Origin of the sequence: Proteus vulgaris (genome assembly GCF_023100685.1) — a bacterium.
In the GTDB taxonomy this organism is placed as follows: Bacteria; Pseudomonadota; Gammaproteobacteria; order Enterobacterales; family Enterobacteriaceae; genus Proteus.
Window position 1 is genome coordinate 2,604,665 of record NZ_CP090064.1, and the last position, 22,079, is coordinate 2,626,743.

The window sequence follows — 22,079 nt, forward strand, 5'->3', positions numbered from 1 at the left end:
AACTTGTTAGAATACGGACCAAAAAACAAAAATTTCATGTCTTTTTTCAGTTCAATATTTACATTAATTCTACTCAAAAGATAAAGATTGTCCTGCATTAAAATCTTTCGCATTAAGGTATTTTCGTCCTAACACGCCAGTGCAATGGCATCCATACACATCAATATTTTTATCTATTGCTTTCTTAGCACGTTGTAATGCTGATGGGGTTGCACAACGCAAATGTAATCCCCCCACAATTGCTTGAATTTGATGATTACCTGTTATTTTTTTCGCATGTTTAACTATAGATTCAATACCAGAGTGACTACAGCCCGTAATAATCACTAAGCCTTTTTTTCCTTGCCAAACAAGAAAGCTATCATCAAGAACATAATCATCTTCTTCGCCTAATTGATGAATAATAACACCATAACGTTTACTCACTTGGCGTTGTGTCACCTGTCCTGAATAAATGAAATTCTTCTCAATTGTTAAAGGAACTTCTGTTAATTCAAAAGAAAATTGTGTTTCAAGTTTTTTGCGATCAAAAAAAGGGGCTAATCGTTTAAATTTAATATTTTTATTGCCTAAAAAAAGCGCTGAATAACGAACCGAAAATAGATGAGGATGAGCGATAACTCGTGGCTTATTGGGAAAAAAGTCTACTGGTAAATGCGTAAGTCCACCAAAATGATCATAATGCCCATGGGAGACAACAATTGTTTTCAATGTGGTTAAATCAATTCCCATTTTTTTGGCATTTGAAATAAAGGTAAGATCTTTTCCTGTATCAAAAAGTATTTTAGCTTGGCACTCATCATCTTCTAATAATAATGATAAGCCAGGATAGTGATTAAGCTCAGGATTGATTGATTTATTTTCTAGTAATGCAGTGATGGTTAACATTAGTTTTGATGATTATCGTTATTAGAAGATGGCTTATAGTAATGAAAAAAAGGAAGTGTTCCAAATATAAAAACCATTGATTTGTGCGATCCCCACTATCTCGTTACACAACCGCTGTTATATTAAAATCAAATATAACAGCGGTATTATTATAAATTGCAGTTACTCTTATACAACTATACAGTCTGCTAAGTCTTATCTCACCACCATAACAGAGCGTTTAGCGTAGCGTGTAATATCAGCAGCTGTTGAACCAATATGATAAGAATCATCTTCGGGATTATGAGAGCCGATTACGATTAAATCTGCGTTTACTTCATCTGCAACCTGCAATATGGCATCTCGTGGTGTTCCTATGCAAATATGTGTTTGCATTCTGTCTTCAGGTAAATCAAACCGTTCAATAATTTTTTTTAACTCTTTCTCAGCTGACGTTTTTAAGCATCCTTGATCTAATTGATCACCATTCATAACAAGTCGATAATAAGAAGATTGTGGAAGTTTTGGGAGTACATACAAAAAATGAACATAAGGATCTTCATTTTTTGCAATATCTTCCACTAACGGAATTGCTTTGTTCATCAGGTTATCTTCATCAATATCAATGGGAACCAAAATATTCTTATACATACCGCCTCCTTTTATTTTAATTGTAGGATAGTGTATTTTTAAAAAATTACCGGATGTAGTTAACATATTTTAAAAATATTTTATCACACCTAAATAACGCCTATTTTTCACTCAGTAAATAACAAAGCATACACTTATTAAATTAATAATTGAGCCTATAATGAGATTATGGATATATAAGTCTAATATCTTTATTTTAGATTATGTCTTTTTATAAATGAATTATTTTATCAGTAATAAAAAATTCAAAAAAAAAGCCTTATTAAATTAAATAAGGCTTTTCTCTTTCATTACGCGATGAATACTTTATTTTTGAACATTCTTTTTTTGTTTGTTCTTTTTAACATATTGATAGCCTATTGCTAGTGCAATAAACCACAATGGTGTCACACTTAACGCTTGGCGAGTATCATGTTCAAAAGCCAATAATACTGTCATAAAGGCAAAAAAAGCAAGACATAGCCATGACATCAAAATACCTAATGGCATTTTATAAATAGATTTCTCATGCAACTGTGGACGTTTTTTACGATACGCTAAATAAGAGCATAAAATCATACTCCAAATAAACATAAATAATAACGCCGACACTGTTGTTACCAAGGTAAATACATGCATAACATCGGGAATAAAGTAAATTAATACAATTCCACATGATAAACATAAACTGGTGAATAACAGTCCATTGGCAGGTACAGCTCGTTTAGATAATTGGCTAAACTGCTTTGGTGCTTCGCCCTCTTTTGATAAACCGAATAACATACGGCTTGTGGAAAATATACCACTATTAGCAGAAGACGCGGCTGCCGTTAATACGACAAAGTTTACTAAACTTGCAGCTGCGGGTATTCCTATCATGACAAATAGCTCAACAAATGGGCTTTTATCAGCCAAAATTGAACGCCATGGTGTCACCGACATAATAATTGCTAAAGCCAAAACGTAAAAAGTAATAATACGAATGGGAATCGCATTAATCGCTTTTGGCAACGATTTTTCCGGATTACGTGTTTCAGCCGCTGCGGTTCCTACTAATTCTATGCCGACAAAAGCAAAAATAGCGATTTGGAAGCCCGCAAAAAAACCACTTAGCCCTTTAGGGAACATTCCCCCATCATTCCAGATATTCTCTAATGCCGCTGTATGTCCCGCAGGAGATTCAAATCCAATACTGATAAGAACAATCCCCACAATAATCAAAGAAACAATAGCTGTTATTTTTATCATGGAGAACCAAAATTCCATTTCCCCAAACAGTTTTACTGTCGCTAAGTTCAAAATAAGCAGTGTCAGCACACAAATAAACGATGTTCCCCATTCAGGGAAATTAGGTGCCCAATAACTAATATAAGACGTTATGGCGACAATATCAGCAATGCCTGTAATAACCCAACAAAACCAATAAGTCCAACCGACAAAAAAGCCTGCCCAAGGCCCTAATAAATCACCAGCAAAATCACTAAATGATTTATATTCTAAATTTGATAATAACAACTCTCCCATAGCTCTCATAACAAAGAACAGGACAAAGCCGATTATCATATAGACAAAAATAATTGATGGCCCAGCTAATGAAATGGTTTTCCCTGAGCCCATAAATAGACCAGTACCAATAGCTCCACCAATAGCAATTAATTGAATATGACGATTTGTTAGCCCGCGTTGTAGAGTGGCATTTTTCACTCTAGCGGGAGGAGAAATTTCTGTTTGCTCTTCCATACCATACCTGAAATGTGTTCATATTTTTGATGTTGTTTTGCCACTATTTTATTTTTTGACGTGGCAATATGTTTGCGAAATTATTGTGACACAAATCTCAGTGTAAGTAATGAAAAGATCACTTTTAGTAAAATGAATGATGCTTTGATAACCAGATAAGATCCTTTCTTTAATTTATTTGGTGATATTTTATCCATTTGAAAAAAAATTAAAATAAGGGCTTGACCATCGCTTTTGAGAAGAGAATAATCTGCGCATCGGGTTGTTAGCTCAGTCGGTAGAGCAGTTGACTCTTAATCAATTGGTCGGGGGTTCGAACCCCCCACGACCCACCAATTTTACGCTGAGAAATCAGGCAGATAGGCCACTTAGAAATAAGTGGCTTTTTTGTTTTTATAGCTGAGTGTCGCAAAAATATCGCACAAGTTTTTATCTCTCCCTTCCGAAAGCCGAAAGTTGTCGATTTTATTTAAAAATAATTAGTCGTAATAAATTTAATAATTAATAAAAAACAAATAGAATAAAAAACCATTAAAAATAATAAAGCCAGATAATCCATTCACATCCACTCTATGTTAACCAAGCATCTCAAAAATAAATTTTCTTAATCATTTCTGTTTGACGCCTACGCAAAGAATCCAATCACCACACACTCTCGCAATATGTTTTGTAAAAAATTCAAAATGAAATAATTTTTAGATCCAAATTATGCAGACGGGTGCGGATTTGTGCGTTTTACGTCATAAATGATTTTATTTCGTGGGATTATGTGCGCGCAGTTGCACGCTATCGATAAGATCCATTAAATAACGTAGAAATGGATATATTGACGAACAAGGATAGTAACAATTTGTTGACTTAGTGCGCACAGGTAAACATCCCTCTGCGATCATATCGCGAATGGTTGATCTAGAATGTGCTGAACGCGTCGATTGATAAGATAAGGCGTGTTTATGTTGATTGTAATATTAGGATGCATAAGGCAAAATCCCATATTAGGTTTTATTCGATGCTACTCGATAACAATCGCTTTTACTATCAGAGCCAATATCTATCCAAGATGGAAATAGTTACTTCATTATTGATAAAAAATATAGCGATGTTTTCGATGGAAAATGGCTCATCGAAATTGATGGAAAAAATAGTATTAGAGAACTGACTAGAATGCCTATGCAACGCGTTAGAGTTTCAGGTATTGGAATGGCTTTTGATTGTGAAATTTCTGATATAAGAATTAACGGTCGAGTAATTACTATTATTGAAAATCAGTAAGAAAGGTATTAATGATGAAATATCTAGCATTAACAATCGGATTGTTATTATCTCTAAATGTATCTGCAAAAATGAGTGAATGTGATATTGCAAAAGAAGCTTTTAGAGATTCATATTCATTGATGAACGATATTTTTCTTTTTGGTATGGATTCCGATGATAAACCTAGAGAATATAACTATTACCATACATGGTATAAAAATTATTACCCTAACAAACTCGAAGATCTCAAAGATAAATATGGATCATTAGCAAACAAAATAGACAGTAACAATCCTATATATTTAGGTACTACATCAATCGCTCAAGTTAACGGTATAGCAAGTGCTATGGATCTATACTTAAAGGATAATTCTAATAAAAGCAGATTAAAAGAAGAATATCTCTTATATGATTCTATGTACCAGAAATTAGTTGAAAATTGCGGAGAGATTTTCTCTTATGTTGATAACTAAACAACCAGATGCTCGTTGGAAAGTTGAGAGCTACCCTAACGGTCGAACAGGTAAACGAATTAGAAAAGTATTCACCACAAAAGGCGAAGCCATTTCATTTGAACGTTACGTTCTTGAACAAACAGAAGATAAATGTTTATTGTCTGAGTTGGTTGAAATCTGGTTTCGTGCTCATGGTATTACATTAGCTGATGGTGAAAGCCGAAAACAAATGATGTTATTCGGTTGCCAAGCAATGGGCGAACCTTTAGCAACTGAGTTTAATGCTAAGTTATTTTCTGTTTATCGTGAAAAACGATTAAGTGGAAAGATTACTCGTGCCGATAGGATCAAGTCCGTTGCTCCAAGAACAACAAACCTTGAACTAGCCTATTTTCGCGCTATGTTTAATGAGTTGCATCGATTGGGTGAATGGAAAGATGATAATCCATTAAAGAATGTTCGCTCATTTCGTACTGATGGATCAGAAATGGCGTTTCTTTCACAGCAACAAATAGAATCGCTATTAAAGTCTTGTCGCCAGAGTATGGCTAAAGATTTGGAATTAATTGTGAAAATTGCACTATCAACAGGTGCAAGATGGTCTGAGGCTGAAAGTTTAACAGGGCGACAAATTACACCTTATAAAATTACGTTTACTAAAACAAAAGGCAAACGCAATAGAACAGTACCTATAAGTAAAGCTTTATACGATGAAATCCCTAAAAAGCGTGGTGCTTTATTTACCCCTTGTTATTCTGCTTTCAGAATGGCAATGAAAAGAACAGGTATAGAATTACCTCACCGCCAATCATTACACGTATTAAGACATACATTTGCATCACATTTTATGATGAACGGTGGCAATATTCTTGTGTTACAAAGAATTCTCGGTCATACGGATATCAAAATGACTATGAGATATTCTCATTTCTCTCCAGAGCATTTAGAAGATGCTGTTAAATTTAATCCTTTGAGTAAAAATCATGAATAAAAAAAATATATATATCTGTGTTTTTGTAATTATCAATATTATATTTATTCTCATAATATCAAAAATATTTTTAACTAATAAAGACAATATTTATTTTAATGAGCACAGCATATCTCATTGGTCAAATTTATCTATAATAATAAATCTAGCTTTAACATATATAAGTATAATAGCTCTTACACTTACTGCAATTATAATGCATGCGGGAAATAAAGAATCTATAAAACAATATAAAGAACAAAAGAGGAAACAAGAAGAAAAAGACTTTATAAATGAAATTACATTGTTAATAAATACAATCAATCACATTATAAAAAACAACACATTTTCATCATCAGAAGGAACAAGGTTAGATATAATACAATGTTTATCAAGGTTAAGGTTATCAATTAATGACAATTTTAAAACACAAGAAGTAAATAATTCAGATATTATCTTCGACTATGCTGTAAACTATTACGCTCACAAAGATATGAATATATTTGATGGTTTAAGTAAAATGTTTTTTGTATTGTTGAAATCAATAAATAAAATAGATAAAAATAATAAAACACATCAAATAGCTAAATCTATGGTTTTAGGATGTTTTGATAATGAATTAAGATTTATGATTGCTTGCTATATGTACTCAAAAAGAAATTATCCTGAAATAGCGAAAGAAGTAGATGATTTTTATCCATTCTATGAAATCCCTGAATATTGCGAAAGGCTAGTCACACCATCAGAATCCGAAGAAATGGCCGCCGATGCATATTACAACAGCGAGTGTCGCAAAAGTGTCGCACAAGAAAAGGAACAATGATCATTATTTATCTTTATTTATATTTAACTCATTGTTTTTATTTACAACTTATTGTTTTATATATTGCATTCAAACGACTCTTAATCAATTGGTCGGGAGTTCGAGCCTCCCACGACCCACCAATTTTACGCTGAGAAATCAGGCAGATAGGCCACTTAGAAATAAGTGGCTTTTTTGTATCTGAAAGAAATTAACGACAAAAGCACTATTTTCTAGTGTGCTTTTTATATTAAATTCAAGATCACATTTGAATATAACTTCGCTGAAAGATTAATCAGTTATTTTTTGAAAAATGGAGGAGAGAGATAAGATATTTATCTAATAAGGAGGTGTGATTAAAAGTAACTCACTAAAACCTTATTTAAAATTTAACTAATCACTAAATTATTATTGGTTAATTATCGTCAACTACATTTATTAAATATAAAATACACTGTTGAGTAAGTTTGTCCCTATTTTACTTTTCTTGAAAGCGATTAATAAATTATCATCTTTCTTTTTTACTGAAATCTCATAATTACCGGTTGGCAAAAAAATAATCTTTCCAGAGCGATATTCAGGATCATCAGGCTCTAAATCACCGCCAGTTGTATCCTCTCCTGCACCAATAAAAATTTCACCTGATGGACAATTTATATTTATCTTCACATCCGCATCTTCAATGTTGTCGCATAGATTAATTGTGTAAAAACCATCATTTCCTATATCAATAAAGGCAATATTACCTTTATTCATTTCATCTAACTCATCATCAGGTATGCTCCACCAATCTGCTGTATCTGATTTTCGATGTTGGATCGCTTGTAAATCAAAAACGGCCAGCGTTGCAGTATCAGTCATAAAAGAAAATACGTTTGACATCTTAATGCTCCAAAAACAGTTTTGATCGTACAACATATATCATTCCCTTTATATGTCGGTTAATCATATAAGATTTTATCTATACTATTTAGTAAACCAATTCCCTATACTAGACTTCTATTTTATGCACTACTTATACTCTAAATATTTGCAACAACTTGAATATATACAAACAGATACTCTAAGTAATTCAAGTTACAGCTAGGCGACAAGTGAATAAGCCGCTAGGAGCATACATCAGTATGTGGCTAGTACGAATGAACGCAAGCAATAACGCTGTAGCTTAAAGTATGACAAGTATATACATGGACGGACTTATGAAATCACAATTATTCCTTCTCTCTCTTTCACTATATGCATTTTCTTCATTTTCTGCGATCGCGGCTTCAACACAATGCACTGATGCTGAAAAACAAACAAACATTTCCAATACTACAATTATGTTACTCAGTTCCTTTAATGGCCCGGTGAAATCAGTCACGATGACAAGTACATTGCCAAATGATGGTCGTTTTAAAGCGCTCAAAGGAGAAATTCAGCTTGATGAGTGTGGAAACTTACTAAAAGATAGCACATCAATGCAGGAATACATTGAAGGCAGCATAGAAACTAATTTGATAAGAACAACTCCTGATAATCCTTTAGTTATTCGGTATCAATTCCAACTAAAAAATTCCTATGGTTCACATTCTATATATATGCAGGAAAGCTATAGTAAAGATCAGCAAAATCGACTCAATAAAAAGATCACTCAATACTATGCTAATGATGGAGAATTGATAGATACACTCACTAGCCAATTCGACTATAAAGAAGGACGTATCGTTAAAGAGATCGCACATTCATCAACCTCTTCTGAAGAGGTTTTTACAACCGAATATGCTTATGATCCACAAGGAAGGCTACGTTTAGTCACAGAAGATGAAAAAATAAACGTTGAGTACCAATATGACGATCAAGGGAAAGTTATCAAACAAGCAAACTATATAAAAGGAATGAATGGCGAAGATAAAGCTTTTATCTCTACCTGCCTTGAATGGGATAAATTTGATAACTGTACAAAAGAGCAACTCGAAAGCACTATAAAATTTGATGATGAAATGATTAATTACAGTAAAGCTGTGCTACATAACGAATTTACTTACTACGAATAATATAAAGATACTTTATTATTCCTAGAATAAACTATTAATATAAAAATCAGACTATCAAAAATAGACTGGTTTTTATATTTTCTTCTCTATTATTTATCTACAATTAAATTGAGTGATACTTTCATTAAAAAACAATTTGTGTAAAACTACTTAAATCAATTAATGATGAATATGTTCTTATAGCATGTTCTCTTTTAATAAAATTAAGATGACCCATTACATGAAATTACCATTACTCTTTATTTTTTCTCTATACACACTTTTTATTACATTACCTGCATTTGCTACGCCCCTCTCTTGTGGTCAATCACAAAAACAGGTCAACAAAGCCAACAATATGTTTATTACGCTCGATTTTAACTATGGACCAATAAAAAAAATCACAACGACCAGTAAATTACCAGAAAAAGGACGATTCAAAGCTTTTCAGGGAGAAGCTCAATTTGATGAATGTGGAACTTTGACTAAATATGATTTTTCTACACAAGAGTATATTCATGAACACATTGAAACTAATCTTTTAAGAATGTCAACGCCTTACAACCTAAAGTATAAATATCAAATAAAAAATCGTCATAGATCAAACACTCTCTATCTGGTTGAATTTTATGGAAAGAATAATCAAAATCAGTTGATAGATAAAACATCTTATTTCTATGATGATGATGGGTCCCTGATGGGGACTGATTTTACTAAGCTTGTTTACAAAGATAATAAAATTGTGGCGGAAACTATTGTTGGATCTACTGCTGAAAATAAAGGTAACTCAATTCAGTATCACTACGATAAGCAAGGACGTCTTTTAAAAGCGATTGATAATAATGAGATTACCTTAGAATATCACTATGGAAATGACGGTAAAATTTTACGTCAAATGCAAATATTTACCAGTCTATATGATGATATAAGAGAATATGACAACACCTGTCGAGAATGGGATAAATATAATAATTGCTTAATCTGGGATATGGTAAGCGAAGTAAGAAAAGATGATAAATTAATCGACACTAGCACTGCCACTGTTTACCATGAATATGAATATTATGAATAACTTATTGTTTTTTTTTGGATAAAGAAATCTCAATTTGAGGATCTTATATTGTTAAAAAAACGCTTTTTATGCAGTAAAATCGCTGTTACTTATATCGATACTCTTTTTTTGATAACTTATTACATTAACTGTGTATTGTTTTATTTATCCAAATTTACCAAAAATATTGCTCATTATTTTATTTAACATTTTACCTACAAAAAAATAAAAAAACCATAAAATAGAACGGCTTATTACAAATCAATTAATTGTAAAGCTACTCAATTATTTTTTAGATTACAATTAACAATTCCATAAAATGTTTTAAACAAGAGTAACTTGGTAAAAATAAATTGATAGTAATGATGCAATCCTTTATATGATAAATCATTTATCAATAATCATATTTAGATTGTAAGCTCATTTTTTGAGTGAAAAAATTTAACATCATCAAAAATAGATTTATTTTAATATATTTATTCTATATTTTTCTTCACATACTAAATACTCTTCTATGATACTTTCATTAAAAAATAATTTATGTAAAATTACTTAGGTAAATTAATGATGATATGCTCTGTAGCGTGGTTTCCTTTAATAAAAATTTAAGATGGCTCATTACATGAAATTACCATTAATTCTTATTTTTTTTCTCTGCTGTCTTTTTATTACCCCCTCTGCTTTTGCGATACAGATCTCTTGTGATGAATCACAAAAACAGATAAATATCGCTAATAATGCATTCATTACAATTAACTTTACATATGGCCCAGTAAAGTCAATTAACATCACCAGCAAGTTACCTGAGAAAGGTCGATTAAAAGCATTTCAGGGTGAAACTGAATTTGATGAATGTGGCTTTCTCACTAAATACAGTTTCTCTACACAAGAATATATCCATGAAAATATTGAGACTAACCTATTAAGAACGCCATCACCTGATAATATAAAACAGATATACCAATTAAAAAACCGCCATCGAACTCATACTCTCTACCTCAGTGAATTTTATAATAAAAACAAGCAAAATCAGTTAATAGGAAAAACATCTTATTTTTATGACAATGATGGTTCATTAATGGGTATAGATAGAAGTCAATTTTCATACCAAGATAATAAAATTGTATTATCAACAATTATTGACTCTAATTCTAATAATAAAGGAAATGTCTTTCATTATCATTATGATGAACAAGGCCGCTTATTAAAAACAATAAATAATAATAATGATGTCATGTCAGAATTCCGTTATGGCGAAGATGGAAAAATATTACAACATATACAGATATATACGAGCTTATACGATGATGTTCGGGAGTATGATAAAACATGTAAAGAATGGGATAAATATAATAATTGTGTGATGTGGGATATGGTTAGTACCATTAAACAACGTGACAAATTAATCGATACCAGTACAGTTACAGTATATTATAAATTTGAATATTATTAATAAGTTAGCTTTTATTAACTTCCTTTTAAATGTGCCCTGTTATCAAAAAATAAAGGTCACTTTATTTAGCTCCGTGACCTTTACTTCCAAACTCTATATTAAGTATCTTAACGATTATGTATTACGGTATAGTGATTCTGCTTCATCAAAGCGTTGTTGATTTGCTTTACTTGGTTCTTTGCCCATTAAACTAATAACAACAATCGCGATAGAGGCAAAAATGAAGCCAGGAATAATTTCATATAACCCAAACCATTTATATTGCATCCACACCAATACAGTTAAAGCACCAATCAACATCCCTGCAAAAGCACCATTACGTGTCATACGCTTCCACATCACAGAGATAAGAATAACAGGGCCAAAAGCGGCACCAAATCCTGCCCATGCGTTACTTACTAAATCGAGAACTTTATTATTAGGATCACGAGCTAAGAAAATCGCTATAATAGCAACTAATAACACCATGCCACGCCCTACCCAAACCAGCTCTTTTTGACTTGCACTTTTACGGATGAAAGGCTTGTATAAGTCTTCTGTTAACGCACTTGCACAGACTAATAATTGACAGCTTAATGTACTCATTACCGCAGCCAGAATTGCAGACAGCAGAATACCTGCAATCCACGGATTAAAGAGCAATGAAGCCAATTCCATAAAAATACGTTCATTTTTCGCCGTTACAGCCCCTGCTTGTGCCGGATTCATTTCAAAATAAGCAATACCAAAGAACCCAACCGCAACTGTGCCACCCAAACAAAGGATCATCCACGTCATACCGATACGACGTGCTTTACGAATTGTTTGATTTGAATCTGCGGCCATAAAACGGGCTAAGATATGAGGTTGCCCAAAGTAACCTAATCCCCACGCCAATAAAGAGATAATGGCGATAAAATCAAGACCTTTAAACATATCAAGATAAGACGGATCTTTAGCTTTAATAATTGCAATAGAAGTATCAATGCCACCAATGGAGAAAATCACAATAATCGGTGTTAGGATCAGAGCAAAAATCATGAGTGTTGCCTGAACAGTGTCAGTCCAGCTTACAGCAAGAAAGCCACCTAAAAAAGTATAGGCAATTGTTGCAAGCGCACCATAAATCATTGCTTCGTGATAAGGAATATGGAAGGTTGATTCAAATAGCATTCCACCAGCAACCACACCAGACGCACAATAGATAGTAAAAAAGGTAAGAATAACTAATGCTGAAATGATACGTAGCATTTTGCTTTTATCATCAAAGCGAGATGTCAAATAATCAGGCAACGTTAATGCATTATTATTTTTTTCAGTTTGCAAACGTAAACGCCCTGCAACTAAGCGCCAGTTTAGCCATGCACCTAAACAGAGCCCAATAGCTATCCAACTTTCAGAAATACCAGCGAAAAAAACTACACCAGGTAATCCCATTAATAGCCATCCACTCATATCTGAAGCGCCCGCTGAAAGCGCAGTCACTACACTGCCTAGCCGTCGTCCCCCTAAAATATAGTCATCAAAGTTTTTTGTTGAGCGATAAGCTAGATAGCCAATAAAAAGCATACCCAGAATATAGATCGTAAATGTAATTAGCATTGGCGAAGTTAAGGCCATAATTGCAGTTCTCCATAAATCTGTTTTCGATCATCGATATGCTTCTGACTTGTACAGGAACGTTGCACTTAGTTGCGCATTAATGATCTTTTCAGTTTTTAATTAAAATAATTTCTTACAGCAACAGATAAAACATTCACATCAATCCTAGAATAAGTTAACTGCATTTAACAAGAAATTAACGTTTAAATGTTTAATTTTTGTTTATCACTTCACACTATTTGTCTTAATTTGAACAACATTATAAATATAAACATCAATAAAATAAATATAATTAACTGATTTATATGGATATATTAAAAGACACAAAGTGATTTATTTTTAATCACTCATAAAACCTGACCACTTTCACATTATTTATAAATAAATTGTTAACAATGTTGCACAAAGTTGCAACATGAATGATATTAATAAAAATAACGGGTAACAGTACTTGTGAATGAGAAATAGAATATGAGGAGCACTGCATGAGTAGCACAACAATGGGTGTTAGACTTGATGAAGATACCCGCAATAGATTAAAAGAGGCTGCACAAAAATTAGATAGAACATCGCATTGGTTAATTAAACAAGCTATCTTCAATTATCTTGAACAAATTGAAAATGATCAGGTGAATATTGTTAATACAACATTTGCTGAGCAAGATCTTGAAGGAGATACTGAAACACCAATAGCCCATTATCAGCCTTTTTTAGAGTTTGCTGAACATATTCACCCGCAATCTGTTTTACGCTCTGCCATTACCTCTGCATATCGCACACCTGAGATACAGGCTGTTCCTATGCTGTTGCAGCAAGCGACATTACCTGAAAATGAAGCCCAAGCAACGCATAAATTAGCCTATTCCATTGCCGAAAAATTACGTAAACAAAAAAATGGCATTGGACGTTCAGGACTTGTACAAGGCTTATTACAAGAATTTTCACTTTCTTCGCAAGAAGGTGTGGCTTTAATGTGTTTAGCGGAAGCGTTACTGCGTATTCCAGATAAAGCCACACGTGATGCCCTTATTCGTGACAAAATTAGTCATGGTAATTGGCGCTCACACTTAGGACAAAGCCAATCGATGTTTGTAAATGCAGCAACATGGGGCTTATTATTCACGGGTAAATTAGTTTCTACACATAATGAAGAAAAACTCTCTAACTCTTTAAATCGCATCTTGACTAAAAGTGGTGAGCCATTAGTGCGTAAAGGCGTTGATATGGCCATGCGTTTAATGGGGGAGCAATTCGTTACAGGTGAGACTATTTCTCAAGCACTAGCGAATGCACGTAAGCTTGAAGAGAAAGGCTTTAGCTACTCTTATGACATGTTAGGTGAAGCTGCACTAACGGAAAAAGACGCACAAGATTACTTAGTTTCCTATCAGCAAGCTATCCACGCCATTGGTAAAGCGTCTAATGGCAGAGGTATTTATGAAGGCCCAGGAATATCAATCAAGCTTTCAGCATTACATCCTCGCTACAGTCGTGCACAATATGAACGTGTTATGTCAGAGCTTTACCCTCGCCTGCTCTCATTAACATTACAAGCAAAGCAATATGATATCGGTATTAATATTGATGCAGAAGAAGCGGATAGACTTGAGATTTCACTCGATCTCCTTGAAAAACTCTGTTTTGAACCTGAATTAGCGGGTTGGAATGGGATTGGTTTTGTTATTCAAGCCTACCAAAAACGTTGCCCATTAGTGATTGATTATGTCATCGATTTAGCTCGCAGAAGCCGTCGTCGCTTAATGGTCCGTTTAGTAAAAGGCGCATATTGGGATAGTGAAGTAAAACGCGCTCAAATTGATGGTCTTGAGGATTACCCTGTTTATACTCGTAAAGTGTATACCGATGTTTCCTATTTGGCTTGTGCAAAGAAACTACTTGCATCACCTAATTTTATTTATCCTCAATTTGCAACACATAACGCGCACACCCTTTCCGCAATTTATCATTTGGCCGGACAAAACTATTACCCCGGACAATATGAATTCCAATGTTTACATGGCATGGGCGAGCCTCTTTATGCACAAGTTGTAGGAAAAATAGCAGACGGAAAGTTAGGTCGTCCTTGTCGCATTTATGCACCAGTAGGAACTCATGAAACATTACTTGCCTATTTAGTGCGTCGTTTACTTGAAAATGGTGCCAACACCTCATTTGTAAACCGCATCGCGGATACCACTATTTCCCTTGATGAGTTGGTCGCTGATCCGGTCAAAGAAGTCAATAAAATAGCACAGGCTGAGGGGCAAGTTGGGCTTTCACACCCTAAAATTCCACTTCCTCATCAGCTTTATGGTGATGAACGTAAAAATTCACCAGGTATTGATATGTCAAATGAACACCGTTTGGCATCACTCTCTAGTGCATTATTAACCTCGGCCACTGAAAATAGACATTGTGAACCGTTGTTAGGTGATACGTTTAATTCTTCAGAAAAAATACCAGATCCTCAATCTGTTCTAAACCCAGCAAATCATACTGATACAGTCGGTACAGTAAGAGAAACCACTGAAGCCGAGGTAGATTTTGCTTTAACGGTTGCTCAAGAAAATGGAGAAATATGGTTTGCAACACCTCCTACACAAAGAGCCTCTTTCTTAGTTCGCACTGCGGAATTAATGGAACAACAAATGGGTCCATTAATGGGAATTTTAGTGCGCGAAGCGGGCAAAACTTATAGCAATGCCATTGCAGAAGTACGAGAAGCGATTGATTTTCTCTATTACTATGCAGCGCAAGTTGCACAAGATTTTGATAACAATACACATCGTCCTTTAGGGCCAGTGGTTTGTATCAGCCCATGGAACTTCCCATTAGCCATATTCAGCGGACAGATCGCTGCAGCGTTAGCCGCAGGTAATACCGTACTTGCTAAGCCGGCGGAGCAAACGCCTTTAATTGCATCAAAAGCAGTTGAACTCTTCCATCAAGCAGGTGTTCCTCGCTTTGCATTACAGCTGTTACCGGGTCAAGGCGAAACCATTGGCGCACGTTTAGTGGCTGATGAACGTGTTCGTGGTGTGATGTTTACAGGCTCGACAGATGTTGCTCATATTTTACAAAAGACCTTAGCTGGTCGATTAGATAGCGAAGGTCACCCTGTTCCTTTAATTGCAGAAACTGGTGGTTTAAATGCCATGATTGTGGATTCTTCTGCATTAACCGAACAAGTTGTTACAGATGTTATGGCTTCAGCTTATGATAGTGCTGGTCAACGCTGTTCTGCGTTACGTCTTTTATGTATTCAAGAAGAAGTGGCCGATCACACCATTGAGATGCTTAAAGGAGCAATGGCACAAGCGGTAATAGGTGATCCGAGTTTATTATCCACCGATATTGGCCCTGTTATTGATAAAGAAGCTAAAATAGGTATTGAGAAACATATTCAAGTTATGCGTACAGCGGGTTACGATATTTATCAAGCTTCACACAATAACCTGCCAAAACAAATTGAAAATAACAGTACCTTTGTTCAACCGACTCTAATTGAACTAGATAAAGTCAGTTCTCTAAAAAGAGAGATTTTTGGCCCTGTATTACATGTTGTGCGTTATGCAAGCCAAGATTTGCCTGCATTACTCGAAGAAATTAATGCAACAGGTTATGGTTTAACAATGGGCGTTCATACGCGTATTGATGAGACTATCGCTTATGTTGCCTCAAATGCCAAAGTCGGGAATTTATACGTAAATCGTAATATGGTTGGTGCGGTTGTCGGTGTTCAGCCTTTTGGTGGTGAAGGTTTATCCGGTACAGGCCCGAAAGCAGGCGGCCCTGTTTATCTGTATCGCTTATTATCTAAACGCCCTGAAAATGCCGCAACACAAACACTAGCACGTCAAGATGAGACATTCCCACTTGATACTTCTATGCGTAATTTACAAACTTACCATAAGTATATGGAATGGTTATCAAACAAAGCAGATAAATCACACTATGAAGCCTTAGAAAAATATGCTCTTGCATCCCAAGCAGGAACATTACGTGTATTGCCTGGTCCTACTGGCGAACGTAATACTTACCAATTAGTTCCTTGCGGTAATGTGCTTTGCATTTCAGATAATGAGCAAGATGTGTTAACCCAAATAGCAGGTGTTCTCGCCTCGGGTTGTCATGCCATTATCGTCAATAGTGCATTCTCACAAAAAACATACCGTGAATTACCTGATATTGTTAGAAAAGCCATTACATTGACTGAAAACTGGAATGATGAATCACTGAAAATAAATGCGGTTATTTATCATGGTGATGGTGATCAATTACGTGAAACTTGCCAGAAAATTGCTCAACGCAAAGGGGCAATAATTTCTGTTCAAGGATTTTCACGAGGTGAAACGGGCTTGTTGTTAGAGCGTTTATTACATGAAAGAGCATTAAGCATTAATACCGCGGCCGCAGGTGGTAACGCAAGTTTAATGACCATTAGTTAATTAGCTCTCCTCTTTTTCTCTTTTTATTTTGAGACCACCTTTAAAAATTTTTTGATTAAAGGTGGTTTTTTCTTTTATTAATCTAATGGTTATAAAAAATAGCCAAGATAGATATTTATCTTAATGCTGTGACTATTCTCACTCTTTTTATATTTATCCATCGCCGACTATTGAATTAGTAAATATACTTATCACCAAGTCAACCAAAACCTAGAAGTTGATTGAATTATATCGTTATGTATACCTTAAAAGTTACGCCCTTCGGGGCGTTTTTTTTACTTATTAATTGCCATGCTAATGCCATATTAATGGCATACCATAAATAAAATATTGTATTTACTCATTGATAAATAAATAGAAAAACAACGAGAGATTAAATAAGAAAAAACAGAAAGGGCATTTGAATTAGGTCAAAAGAAAAAGGAGCAGGCTAGGCTACTCCTTTTAAGGTCTCTCTTGAGCGCAATTAGTGACTGCTATTCATCGATGGTGGCTCTTGACACCAATCGAGATATTGCTCGTACTTACGTAGCGCAATATTGTAGTTACTAAATGCAGAGGGAGTGAGCTTTTTACTCAGGTCTGACTGAATTTTCTCTGTCGTAAATTCTTGACGAGGAAAATTAGTTGAAGTCAGTAATTCATCGAGCCGACGTAAACGAACCACATACTCACGAACAGTACTGTGGCTCATCTCCGTTTGTTCAAACAAATACTGCTTAAAAGACATAATGTCAAAGTAGTCAGTTTCACTATTACAGTAAATCTCACTACAAAAACGGCATAGCGCAGAAAATTTCTCTTGTAACGTTTCCCACGTTTCATCATCAATTAAATCCGTCATTTCAGAAATGGCTTCTTTATTGATAACTTGGCGATTGAATACGAGAGAGATCCGATCAAGCGCCTTGTGGCAATGTAGACAATGAGTCTGGCTGTGTTTATAGTCTTTAATGTAACGGCTTAGCGGCCGTTTCTTTTGTGTTGAAACAGACATAAGAGATAAAGCCCTGTGTTGTAGTCTTAATAAACAAAAACAAAAATAAGCAAAACTTCTATTTCTCTGGGTTTAAGCGTGCTCGCAGCCTTTTTATGGCTTGGCTGTGTAGCTGGCTCACGCGGGATTCCCCGACATTAAGCACTGCGCCTATTTCTTTCAAATTAAGTTCTTCCTGATAATACAGGGTAAGAACCATTTTTTCCCTTTCGGGAAGCAATTCTATCGCGTCTATGACTCTTTGGCGAATATCACTTTCTAATAACATCTGTAATGGATTGTCATCATGATCTTCGTCTTGAGACGGTTCACAGCTTTCACCGTAAATTTCATGCCATTCGTCATAAGAGAACAATTGGCTGTTATTCGTATCCAATAGGATCTGCCGGTATTCTGCTAACTCAATCTGCAAATGATCAGCAACTTCCTGTTCTAATGGGGGTCGTCCTAGATCCTGCTCTAATTGATGAATAGAATGTGTAACTTCTCTTGCATTGCGACGCACACTGCGTGGCGCCCAATCTCGACTACGTAGCTCATCTAACATAGAGCCACGGATACGTTGAACAGCGTAAGTGGTAAAGGCAGCACCTTGCATTGAGTCATAACGCTCAACGGCGTTTAATAACCCAATCCCACCCGCTTGCAAAAGATCATCCAATTCAACACTCGCAGGTAACTTGACCTGTAATCGTAATGCTTCATGGCGAACCAACGGGACATATCGCTCCCAGAGGCTATTTTTGTCCATCACGCCTTCGGCGGTATACAAATCACTCACAACAAAAGACACCTTTGGATAAAAGACCGGAAACCATTATCTGGCGAAATAAATTTAGCAATCGGCTGAACAGTGAAACAAAAGCGCCTCTTTTTCACCTATGCCAAATTTTCAGCAAAAATCGGGTTTTCATTGATAAATTAATTTGTCATTGCATTACGAGAACTACTTTACCTTAAAACACCTGCAGCTAATCCTTAGAAAAACCGTTAATTAAATTGATAATTTATCTCATTAAAAGAAATCGACGCATTGAATATGCATTCTGTTCATAAAAAAATAACATATAAATCATAGTATTTTATTTTGTGAGATTTTAGCGTCTAATTAGCGAGTTGAAATACTCATAAATGATTAATTAAAAAAACGATTGTTTTGATGAAAAAATACCCACTACAAAATCTTGCAGTGGGTATAATTTGAGGATTATTTAAAAATGGGATTAACGTAATAGAGAAAGAACAGATTGTGGAACTTGATTTGCCTGAGCAAGCACAGCTGTACCCGCTTGTTGCAGAATTTGGCCTTTGCTCATATTGGATACTTCAGTTGAATAATCTGTATCTAAAATACGGCTACGTGAAGCAGATAAATTATTCACAGTATTATTTAAATTATTAATAGTCGATTGAAAACGGTTTTGTACCGCACCTAATTTAGAACGTGCCTCATCAACTTTATTAATGGCAGAATCTAATGTTTCTAGCGCATCATCATTGACGGTTAATGTTTTTACATCAACACCAGTGCTGGCTGTAAATTCATTAGCTGGTTTTTTTGATGTTATTTTTATGCTCACTTCATTTTTAGCTGTCGTACCTGTTAATTCAAGGTCAGATGCTGAAACCAAATAGTCTTTAGAACCAGTATCATCATGATAGATATATTTTCCTTTGACTTCTTTACCATCTTCCTTATATGCAGATAAAGTGTCATTACCTGACATTTTAGTTGCACCCGTTAAAATTGAACCAAGATCACCTGCTGATACAGCAGTCCCGATTTCAGTCATACCTTTTTTAACTGTTGCTTCGGTATATAACTTATCGTTTCCAACACCTAAAACATCATTATCAATTTTATCTAATTTAAATTTAATCGCTTCTTTATCGTTAGTACCGACTTGAATGCTCATTTCTGTATCACCACTCAATACTTTTACACCATTAAATTGAGTTTGTTCAGAGATACGATTAATTTCAGCTAAACGTTCAGTGACTTCATTTTGAATAGAGCTAATATCTGAATTTGAATTAGTACCATTTTTAGCTTGAACAGTTAATTCACGAACACGTTGTAAATTGGTATTAATTTCGTTTAATGCCCCTTCTGTAGTTTGAGCAACAGAAATACCGTCATTGGCATTACGAGATGCTTGAGTTAAGCCGTTAATATTTGCAGTAAAACGGTTAGCAATCGCTTGACCTGCCGCATCATCTTTTGCGCTATTGATACGCATACCGGAAGATAAACGTTCAATGGCTGTGCCTAAAGCGCCTTGGGATTTATTTAAATTATTTTGGGTCACTAAAGACAGGTAATTGGTATTAATAACTTGTGCCATACAATATTCCTTCGACTTGATTTTAAAATATTTTTTTCATGAATAGGTTTGTTATTACGTCACTGTAATAACGTTGCCTAAACACTATCGTCATCAATTTCGAGGGTTTTACGGTTTTTGGCGTCGCGAAAATAGCAATAAAAGCCAGTCAGTTAATTTTTAAGAACTTATTGAGTTAAAAGAAAAGAGAATTAAATTGAGAGAAAAATAAAAGCTAAAAAAGAGTGGATTTAAAGATAAAATACAAAAACAAAAAAAGGCCCTCTTACGAGGACCTTTTGGATATAGAAAGGTATCTTTTGTGTCAGTGTACGAATTAACGTAACAGAGACAGAACTGATTGTGGTACTTGGTTTGCTTGAGCAAGTACTGAAGTACCAGCTTGTTGCAGGATTTGACCACGGCTCATGTTAGAAACTTCTGTTGCATAGTCAGCATCTAAGATACGGCTACGTGCAGCAGATAAGTTGTTAACAGTGTTGTTCAGGTTGTTGATAGTAGATTCAAAACGGTTTTGAATCGCACCTAAGTTAGAACGAGTAGCATCAACTTTATTGATAGCGTCATCTAAAGTAGCTAATGAAGTCTCATTAACTTCAACTTTAGAAGCAGTTTTAGCATCATCTTCGATTTTTTTACCTAAAACTAGCTTAACGTTGCCATCAGCATCAATTGATTTAGAAGTTACTTCAAATTTATCACCACCTTTAGTAGCAATAAATTTGTCATCAAACTCTTTAGTACCTTCTTTACGTTTAGCAACAGTTACTTCAGCGTCATCAGCAGTATCTTGAATTTTCTTAGCTGCAGTACCACCTAAAGCTTCAACGTCTTGTGCTGCACCACCAGTGATTGCTACACCTTCTTTTTCTGTGAACACTTTAAAGTCGTTCACACCCAGTTCAGTTTTATCAATTTTTTTCAGAGAAACATTGATTGCTTCGCCGTCGTTAGTACCAACATGAATTTTCATATCAGTATCTTCGCTTAATACTTTAACGCCATTGAACTGAGTTTGGTCAGAAATACGTTGGATTTCATTTAAACGCTCATCAACTTCTTCTTGAATTGATTTAACGTCTGAAGTTGAGTTAGTACCATTTTTAGCTTGAACTGTTAACTCACGGATACGTTGTAAGTTGTTGTTGATTTCGTTCAGAGCACCTTCAGCTGTTTGAGCTAATGAGATACCATCGTTCGCATTACGTGATGCTTGAGTTAAACCATTTACGTTTGAAGTGAAACGGTTAGCAATCGCTTGACCTGCTGCATCGTCTTTAGCGCTGTTGATACGCATACCAGAAGACAGACGCTCGATTGCACTTCCTAAAGCTCCCTGAGATTTGTTCAGGTTGTTTTGAGTTACCAGAGATAGATAGTTGGTATTAATGACTTGTGCCATAGCTAGATTCCTTTAAAATCAAGTCGATAAAATAAAAGTTTGCCTATTCATTTTCGGTGTTAATCACCG

The 22,079-nt window shown here is 34.8% G+C and carries 17 protein-coding genes and 1 tRNA gene; 9 read left to right on the plus strand and 9 right to left on the minus strand.

All coding sequences use genetic code 11. The features are described 5' to 3' along the window. Positions 1–69: 69 nt before the first annotated feature. The 3 genes from LW139_RS12600 to cycA all read right to left on the minus strand — a co-directional run bounded on the left by LW139_RS12600 (position 70) and on the right by cycA (position 3,237). The gene (locus LW139_RS12600) at positions 70–888 is read right to left on the minus strand and encodes an MBL fold metallo-hydrolase (protein WP_227335554.1); all 819 of its coding nucleotides are present in this window, start codon (positions 886–888) and stop codon (positions 70–72) included. 195 nt (positions 889–1,083) lie between these two features. Continuing rightward, positions 1,084–1,518 (minus strand): universal stress protein, encoded by a 435-nt coding sequence (locus LW139_RS12605; RefSeq protein ID WP_109407759.1) that lies wholly within the window; start codon positions 1,516–1,518, stop codon positions 1,084–1,086. 306 nt (positions 1,519–1,824) lie between these two features. Then, positions 1,825–3,237, minus strand: a complete 1,413-nt coding sequence (gene cycA, locus LW139_RS12610) for a D-serine/D-alanine/glycine transporter (RefSeq protein ID WP_109407760.1) — start codon at positions 3,235–3,237, stop codon at positions 1,825–1,827. 259 nt (positions 3,238–3,496) lie between these two features. Here cycA and LW139_RS12615 point away from each other — a divergent pair. The 5 genes from LW139_RS12615 to LW139_RS12635 all read left to right on the plus strand — a co-directional run bounded on the left by LW139_RS12615 (position 3,497) and on the right by LW139_RS12635 (position 6,739). Further along, positions 3,497–3,572, plus strand: a tRNA-Lys gene (locus LW139_RS12615). Between the two features lie 745 nt (positions 3,573–4,317). Further along, positions 4,318–4,509, plus strand: coding sequence for a hypothetical protein (locus LW139_RS12620; RefSeq protein ID WP_247851217.1), 192 nt, complete (start codon positions 4,318–4,320; stop codon positions 4,507–4,509). Positions 4,510–4,523: 14 nt separating this feature from the next. Beyond that, positions 4,524–4,964, plus strand: coding sequence for a hypothetical protein (locus tag LW139_RS12625; RefSeq protein ID WP_109407784.1), 441 nt, complete (start codon positions 4,524–4,526; stop codon positions 4,962–4,964). Beyond that, positions 4,951–5,937, plus strand: coding sequence for a phage integrase (locus LW139_RS12630; RefSeq protein ID WP_247850031.1), 987 nt, complete (start codon positions 4,951–4,953; stop codon positions 5,935–5,937). The genes LW139_RS12625 and LW139_RS12630 overlap by 14 nt, the downstream gene beginning before the upstream one ends. Continuing rightward, positions 5,930–6,739 carry a hypothetical protein gene (locus tag LW139_RS12635; RefSeq protein ID WP_247850032.1) on the plus strand — a complete coding sequence of 270 codons (810 nt, stop codon included), beginning with the start codon at positions 5,930–5,932 and terminating at the stop codon, positions 6,737–6,739. Before LW139_RS12630 ends, LW139_RS12635 begins: the two co-directional genes overlap by 8 nt. 417 nt (positions 6,740–7,156) lie before the next feature. On the opposite strand, the gene LW139_RS12640 is transcribed toward LW139_RS12635, so the two are convergent. Then, entirely contained in the window at positions 7,157–7,600 is a 444-nt protein-coding gene (locus tag LW139_RS12640) for a DUF6386 family protein (RefSeq protein WP_166540593.1), read from the minus strand. A gap of 317 nt (positions 7,601–7,917) precedes the next feature. Here LW139_RS12640 and LW139_RS12645 point away from each other — a divergent pair, with 317 nt between their 5' ends. The 3 genes from LW139_RS12645 to LW139_RS12655 all read left to right on the plus strand — a co-directional run bounded on the left by LW139_RS12645 (position 7,918) and on the right by LW139_RS12655 (position 11,237). Then, positions 7,918–8,754, plus strand: coding sequence for a hypothetical protein (locus tag LW139_RS12645; RefSeq protein ID WP_247850033.1), 837 nt, complete (start codon positions 7,918–7,920; stop codon positions 8,752–8,754). 220 nt (positions 8,755–8,974) lie between these two features. Continuing rightward, on the plus strand, positions 8,975–9,805 hold the full coding sequence (locus tag LW139_RS12650) for a hypothetical protein (protein ID WP_247850034.1): 831 nt from the start codon (positions 8,975–8,977) through the stop codon (positions 9,803–9,805). A gap of 601 nt (positions 9,806–10,406) precedes the next feature. Next, positions 10,407–11,237, plus strand: coding sequence for a hypothetical protein (locus LW139_RS12655; RefSeq protein ID WP_247850035.1), 831 nt, complete (start codon positions 10,407–10,409; stop codon positions 11,235–11,237). A gap of 114 nt (positions 11,238–11,351) precedes the next feature. On the opposite strand, the gene putP is transcribed toward LW139_RS12655, so the two are convergent. Then, complete coding sequence (putP, locus tag LW139_RS12660) at positions 11,352–12,836, minus strand: sodium/proline symporter PutP (protein ID WP_109407791.1); 1,485 nt, start codon at positions 12,834–12,836, stop codon at positions 11,352–11,354. A gap of 467 nt (positions 12,837–13,303) precedes the next feature. Here putP and putA point away from each other — a divergent pair, with 467 nt between their 5' ends. Further along, positions 13,304–17,266, plus strand: coding sequence for a trifunctional transcriptional regulator/proline dehydrogenase/L-glutamate gamma-semialdehyde dehydrogenase (putA, locus tag LW139_RS12665; RefSeq protein WP_247850036.1), 3,963 nt, complete (start codon positions 13,304–13,306; stop codon positions 17,264–17,266). Positions 17,267–17,732: 466 nt separating this feature from the next. On the opposite strand, the gene fliZ is transcribed toward putA, so the two are convergent. The 4 genes from fliZ to LW139_RS12685 all read right to left on the minus strand — a co-directional run bounded on the left by fliZ (position 17,733) and on the right by LW139_RS12685 (position 22,010). Further along, a complete protein-coding gene (fliZ, locus tag LW139_RS12670; protein ID WP_006533125.1) occupies positions 17,733–18,263 on the minus strand; it encodes a flagella biosynthesis regulatory protein FliZ in 531 nt (176 codons plus the stop codon). Positions 18,264–18,321: 58 nt separating this feature from the next. Next, entirely contained in the window at positions 18,322–19,044 is a 723-nt protein-coding gene (locus LW139_RS12675) for an RNA polymerase sigma factor FliA (RefSeq protein ID WP_036912728.1), read from the minus strand. Between the two features lie 442 nt (positions 19,045–19,486). After that, positions 19,487–20,608: a FliC/FljB family flagellin gene (locus LW139_RS12680; RefSeq protein WP_166539704.1), complete on the minus strand. Its 1,122-nt coding sequence runs from the start codon at positions 20,606–20,608 to the stop codon at positions 19,487–19,489. 316 nt (positions 20,609–20,924) lie between these two features. Beyond that, on the minus strand, positions 20,925–22,010 hold the full coding sequence (locus LW139_RS12685; protein ID WP_247850037.1) for a FliC/FljB family flagellin: 1,086 nt from the start codon (positions 22,008–22,010) through the stop codon (positions 20,925–20,927). Positions 22,011–22,079: the final 69 nt, after the last annotated feature.

Excerpts from the sequence above, each read along its gene's own strand:
- LW139_RS12600 (WP_227335554.1), bottom strand. The coding sequence starts at position 888 with ATGTTAACCATCACTGCATTACTAGAAAATAAATCAATCAATCCTGAG.
- LW139_RS12605 (WP_109407759.1), bottom strand. The coding sequence starts at position 1,518 with ATGTATAAGAATATTTTGGTTCCCATTGATATTGATGAAGATAACCTG.
- cycA (WP_109407760.1), bottom strand. The coding sequence starts at position 3,237 with ATGGAAGAGCAAACAGAAATTTCTCCTCCCGCTAGAGTGAAAAATGCC.
- LW139_RS12625 (WP_109407784.1), top strand. The coding sequence starts at position 4,524 with ATGAAATATCTAGCATTAACAATCGGATTGTTATTATCTCTAAATGTA.
- LW139_RS12630 (WP_247850031.1), top strand. The coding sequence starts at position 4,951 with ATGTTGATAACTAAACAACCAGATGCTCGTTGGAAAGTTGAGAGCTAC.
- LW139_RS12635 (WP_247850032.1), top strand. The coding sequence starts at position 5,930 with ATGAATAAAAAAAATATATATATCTGTGTTTTTGTAATTATCAATATT.
- LW139_RS12640 (WP_166540593.1), bottom strand. The coding sequence starts at position 7,600 with ATGTCAAACGTATTTTCTTTTATGACTGATACTGCAACGCTGGCCGTT.
- LW139_RS12645 (WP_247850033.1), top strand. The coding sequence starts at position 7,918 with ATGAAATCACAATTATTCCTTCTCTCTCTTTCACTATATGCATTTTCT.
- LW139_RS12650 (WP_247850034.1), top strand. The coding sequence starts at position 8,975 with ATGAAATTACCATTACTCTTTATTTTTTCTCTATACACACTTTTTATT.
- LW139_RS12655 (WP_247850035.1), top strand. The coding sequence starts at position 10,407 with ATGAAATTACCATTAATTCTTATTTTTTTTCTCTGCTGTCTTTTTATT.
- putP (WP_109407791.1), bottom strand. The coding sequence starts at position 12,836 with ATGGCCTTAACTTCGCCAATGCTAATTACATTTACGATCTATATTCTG.
- putA (WP_247850036.1), top strand. The coding sequence starts at position 13,304 with ATGAGTAGCACAACAATGGGTGTTAGACTTGATGAAGATACCCGCAAT.
- fliZ (WP_006533125.1), bottom strand. The coding sequence starts at position 18,263 with ATGTCTGTTTCAACACAAAAGAAACGGCCGCTAAGCCGTTACATTAAA.
- LW139_RS12680 (WP_166539704.1), bottom strand. The coding sequence starts at position 20,608 with ATGGCACAAGTTATTAATACCAATTACCTGTCTTTAGTGACCCAAAAT.
- LW139_RS12685 (WP_247850037.1), bottom strand. The coding sequence starts at position 22,010 with ATGGCACAAGTCATTAATACCAACTATCTATCTCTGGTAACTCAAAAC.